5 protein-coding genes are annotated in these 4,421 nt (G+C 71.8%); 3 read left to right on the forward strand and 2 right to left on the reverse strand.

Translation table 11 applies throughout. The features are described 5' to 3' along the window. Nucleotides 1–307: 307 nt before the first annotated feature. Both J1C73_RS16360 and J1C73_RS16365 read right to left on the reverse strand, forming a co-directional pair. Nucleotides 308–1,288, reverse strand: a complete 981-nt coding sequence (locus J1C73_RS16360) for a DEDDh family exonuclease (RefSeq protein ID WP_123469072.1) — start codon at nt 1,286–1,288, stop codon at nt 308–310. Between the two features lie 29 nt (nt 1,289–1,317). Beyond that, nucleotides 1,318–1,986, reverse strand: a complete 669-nt coding sequence (locus J1C73_RS16365) for a TetR/AcrR family transcriptional regulator (RefSeq protein ID WP_207317029.1) — start codon at nt 1,984–1,986, stop codon at nt 1,318–1,320. 125 nt (nt 1,987–2,111) lie between these two features. Here J1C73_RS16365 and J1C73_RS16370 point away from each other — a divergent pair, with 125 nt between their 5' ends. The 3 genes from J1C73_RS16370 to J1C73_RS16380 all read left to right on the forward strand — a co-directional run. Then, a complete protein-coding gene (locus J1C73_RS16370; RefSeq protein ID WP_207317030.1) occupies nt 2,112–2,912 on the forward strand; it encodes an acetoacetate decarboxylase family protein in 801 nt (266 codons plus the stop codon). Then, the gene (locus tag J1C73_RS16375; protein WP_207317031.1) at nt 2,909–3,793 is read left to right on the forward strand and encodes an SDR family NAD(P)-dependent oxidoreductase; all 885 of its coding nucleotides are present in this window, start codon (nt 2,909–2,911) and stop codon (nt 3,791–3,793) included. Before J1C73_RS16370 ends, J1C73_RS16375 begins: the two co-directional genes overlap by 4 nt. Nucleotides 3,794–3,803: 10 nt before the next feature. Beyond that, nucleotides 3,804–4,421 (forward strand): amidohydrolase family protein (locus tag J1C73_RS16380; RefSeq protein ID WP_207317032.1); only part of this gene is annotated, 618 nt, incomplete at its 3' end.

The following is a 4,421-nucleotide window of genomic DNA, read 5'->3' on the forward strand; positions in this document are numbered from 1 at the left end:
GGCAGAGCGGTACAGCTGTGGAGCATCACCCGGTAGCCGCTCGGAACACCGGCGTGGCCGGACCCGGCGACACACCGGGGGTCGAGTCCTGTCGGGTGACGTCGCCTGGTCCGGCGCCCGGGGCCTGCCAAGGCCGGGGCTGCCGCTGGGGTCTTTCGTTTGGATCAGGCTGGATCAGGGAGCGGGGTCCGGTGCGTGCGGATGCAAGGCGGAGGAGGGAGTCAATGCGGAGCATTGGCGACCGACGACAACACGGCAGGTGCGCGTGCCGGAACCCGCGAGCCCGGCATGATCCAAACGAGAGGCCCTAGCCCTTCGACGCCGCGGCCACGTCCCGCAGGAGATGGGTGAACGCGCTCTCCTCCAGGATCGGGGTGCCGAACGACTTGGCCTTCACCGTCTTGGACGTCGCCGCGTCCGGGTCGTTGGTGACGAGCAGACTGGTCAGCCGGGAGACGCTGGTCGCCACATGCAGCCCGGCCTCCACCGCCCGGTCCTCCAGCAGTTCGCGGTCGATCGAGGTGTCCCCGGAGAACGCCACCCGCATGCCCTGCATGAGAGGTTTGTCCTTCTCGTACCGCCCCGGATTCGGATACGGGCAGGCCGGACGCTTGCGCGAGGGGCGCCAGCTGGTCTGGCCGCCGTACGAGGCCTGGTGGCCGACCCGCGGGGTGACGGGGGAGTCCGACCACTCGGTCAGCGGCCGGCATTCCAGCAGCGGCAGCCGCAGCCCGCCGTCCGCCGCCGCGTGCAGACTCGGGCGGAACGCCTCGGCCAGCACCCGGGCATCGTCCAGCGCGTGGTGCGCGCGCTGCTGCACGACCCCGAAGTGCGCGGCCAGCGACTCCAGCTTGTGGTTGGGCAGCGGCAGCCGCAGCTCCTTGGAGAGCGCGATGGTGCACAGCCGCTGCTGGACCGGGGCGATCACCGAGGCCCGCGCGTACTCCCGGGCGAGCATCGACCAGTCGAAGGCGGCGTTGTGCGCGACCAGCACGCGGTCGGCGAGCCGCTCGGAGAGCTGGGCGGCGACCTCCGGGAAGAGCGGGGCGCCTTCGAGGACATCACTGGTCAGCCCGTGAATCCACACGGGGCCGGGGTCCCGCTCCGGGTTGACCAGGGTGTACCAGTGGTCCTCGACGTTTCCCTGTGCGTCCAGGCGGTAGACGGCGGCGGAGATGATCCGGTCGTCCCGTGCGAGTCCGGTGGTCTCCACGTCGACGACCGCGTACCCCTGCGGGTAGGCGGTCGGCCAAGGTGCTGCGGTCTGGCGGTCGTCGAGCATGGTCACAGAGAATACGGGCCGCGACCGACAGTCCCCTATTCGGCCGTCACCCCCGGGCCCTGTCCTGGGGATCGGCGCTCCTGCGAGGAGCCTGCCAGCAGCCCGTCCACCAGTGCCCGTACGGAGGTGGCGAACAGCCGGTCCGGGTCGGCGGGCCGGGTCAGCGCCCGGGCCAGTGCCGGATCGCCGCCGGCCGTCGACTCGCTCCACAGATCGCCCTCGGCCGGTGACTGGACGGGGGAGCGTTCCCGGTTGCGCTCCACGAGCAGGAAGCCGACGGTGTGGAACTGCACCGAGCGGACCGCGGCCGCCGCCCGTGCGCCGCGGAGCCCGGCGGCGTGCACCTCGTGGACCAGCGCCTGCTGCGCCGGCAGGAACATCCGTTCCGTCAGTCCCCGTTCGTGGACCATCGCGATCAGGTGCGGGCGGGCGCGCAGTTCGCGGCGCAGCCCGCGGGCCACGGAGACGATCCGGGCGGCCGGGGCCCGGCCGGTGGGGCGCAGGGTGCCCATCTCCTGGACGGTGCGCTCGACGAGGGCGTCCAGCAGGGACTCGCGGTTGCCCACGTGCCAGTAGATCGAGGTGACGGCGGTGCCCAGTCCGGCGGCCAGCTTGCGCATGGTGAGGGTCTGCGGACCGTGCTGCCGCACCAGTGCGGCGGCGGTCGCGAGGACCTCCTCGCGGGTCAGCGCCGATCGCGCCACAGCTCCTCCAGTTTCCAGAACTCCGTTACACGCATGCCTATTTACCCTTCATCGTCTCCGGTGTAACTGTGTTACAGAGCCCGGCGGAGAGCCGGGACACGGACGACCGAGAAGGGTGGCACCGCATGGCACGGGTACGGTACGGCGCGCGCACCGAGGCCGAGATCGCGGCATCCCGCGAGGCCCGCTCCAGGCTCCCCGACATCTGGTCCACCGGCGTCACCGCCGTCTGGGAGAGCGACCCCGACGCGGTGGCGGCCGTCCTCCCGCCGCCCCTGAAACCCTCCGGACGCCCGCTCGTCCGGGCCAGCGTCAGCAAGGTCGATCTGCCCGGCTATCCGCTCGGCGCGGGCTCCGTCGCCGTCTCCGCCGTCCATGACGGGCAGGAGGGCTGGTATCCGCTGGTCATGCCGATGACCCACGAACGGGCGCTGACCGGCGGCCGCGAGGTGTTCGGCGAACCGAAGAAGCTCGGCGAGGTGAGCGTCGAACGCGAGGGTCTCGTCGTCCGGGCCCGCCTGGTCCGCCACGGCATCGCCTTCGTCGAGATCCGCGGCGCGGTCGACGGACCGCTGCCGCTGCCCGAACCGGTCACGAAGCTCGACTTCTACTTCAAGTTCCTGCCCGCCGTGGACGGCGAGGGCTTCGACTCCGGCCCCGTACTGATCCACTGCACCCGCAACGAGAAGGTCCGCAGGCTGGAGCGGATCACCGGCGACGTGGTGCTGCGCGAGTCGATGTACGACCCGGTCGCCGACCTCCCCGTCCGCAGGCTGATCGACCTCACCATCGGCGAGAAGACCAGCGACCAGCAGGGACGGGCCGTGGAGCGGGTCAGCGCCGACGCGCTGCTGCCGTACGTCCACCAGCGCTACGACGATCCGCAGCAGATCCACGACGGCCCGCCCGAGGGGAGCGTCCGATGAGGCTGGAGGAGGGCCAGACCGCCGTCGTCACCGGCGCCGCGAGCGGCATCGGCCTCGCGATGGCCCGCCGGTTCGCGGCCGAGGGGATGAACGTCGTGCTCGCCGACGTGGAGGAGGGCGCGCTCGACAAGGCCGCCGGTGAACTGCGCGAGGACGGGGCGCGGGTGCTGGCCCGGGCCGTCGACGTCAGCGAACGGGACTCCGTACAGGCGCTGGCCGAGGCCGCCTACGACGCCTTCGGCGCCGTGCACGTGCTGTGCAACAACGCCGGCGTCGGATCGGGCGCCGAGGGCCGGATGTGGGAGCACGAGCCGAACGACTGGAAGTGGGCCTTCGCGGTCAATGTGTGGGGTGTCTTCCACGGCATCCAGGCCTTCGTGCCGCGCATGCTCGCGGGCGGCGCCCCCGGCCATGTCGTCAACACCTCCTCCGGCGACGGCGGGATCGCCCCGCTGCCCACCGCCTCCGTGTACGCGGTCACCAAGTCCGCCGTCGTCACCATGACCGAGTCGCTCTACGCGCACCTGCGGGCGGAGGACGCGGAGGTCGGCGCCTCGGTCCTCTTCCCCGGCCCGCACATGCTCCGCACCGGACTGTGGGAGTCGCACCGCAACCGCCCCGAGCGGTACGCCAAGGAGCGGCCGCGCAGGACCCCGTACCGCAGCCTCGGCCAGTGGGAGGCGGCCATGAGGTCGGCCGGCCACGACGTGGAGTTCACGCCGGTGGAGGAGGTCGCGCAGACCGTCGTGGACGGCATCCTCGCCGACCGCTTCTGGATGCTGCCGGACAGCGAGCACAGCGACCGGCAGATCCGCGCCAGGTCGCAGTCGATGCTCGACCGGGCCAACCCGTCGTACCTGGAAAGTTTCGTACTCGACTGAGGACTCAGCGATGACCGACGATCCTTACCTGATCATCTCCTCCGACTGCCACGCCGGACTGCCCACCGAGGAGTACCGGCCCTACCTCGACAGCCGCTTCCACCGGGAGTTCGACGACTTCCTCGCCGGCCGCGACCGCCGCCGCGAGGAGATGACCCGCCTCGGGGTCCGCAACGAGGCCTTCGCCGACAAGTGGTTCCAGGACAACGAGGAAGGCCTCAGGGGCGGCTGGGACAGTACGCAGCGGCTCAAGGAACTCGACGGCGACGGGGTGGCGGCCGAGGTCGTCTTCCCCGACGCGGACGCCGTGGACAGCCGCACCGCGGCCCCCTTCGGCGTCGGCCTCGGCCTCTCCGGCGACCAGGACCCGGAGCTGGGCATGGCCGGCGCGCAGGCCCACAACCGCTGGCTCGCCGACTTCGTCTCGCAGCACCCCGAACGCCACTGCGGCGTCGCCCTGCTGCCCGTCACGGGCGAGACCGACCGGGTCGTCGCCGAGATCCACCGGGCGAAGGAGTCGGGCCTCGGCGCCCTGATGATCCCCTCCATGTGGGTGGACAAGGCCCCGTACCACGACCGCCGCTACGACCCCGTCTGGGCGGCCGCCGCCGAGACCGGGATGCCGATC

Source organism: Streptomyces laculatispora, assembly GCF_017353455.1.
GTDB lineage: Bacteria > Actinomycetota > Actinomycetes > Streptomycetales > Streptomycetaceae > Streptomyces > Streptomyces laculatispora.

Coding starts and splice junctions, on each gene's coding strand:
- J1C73_RS16370 (WP_207317030.1), top strand. CDS start 2,112: ATGGCACGGGTACGGTACGGCGCGCGCACCGAGGCCGAGATCGCGGCA.
- J1C73_RS16375 (WP_207317031.1), top strand. CDS start 2,909: ATGAGGCTGGAGGAGGGCCAGACCGCCGTCGTCACCGGCGCCGCGAGC.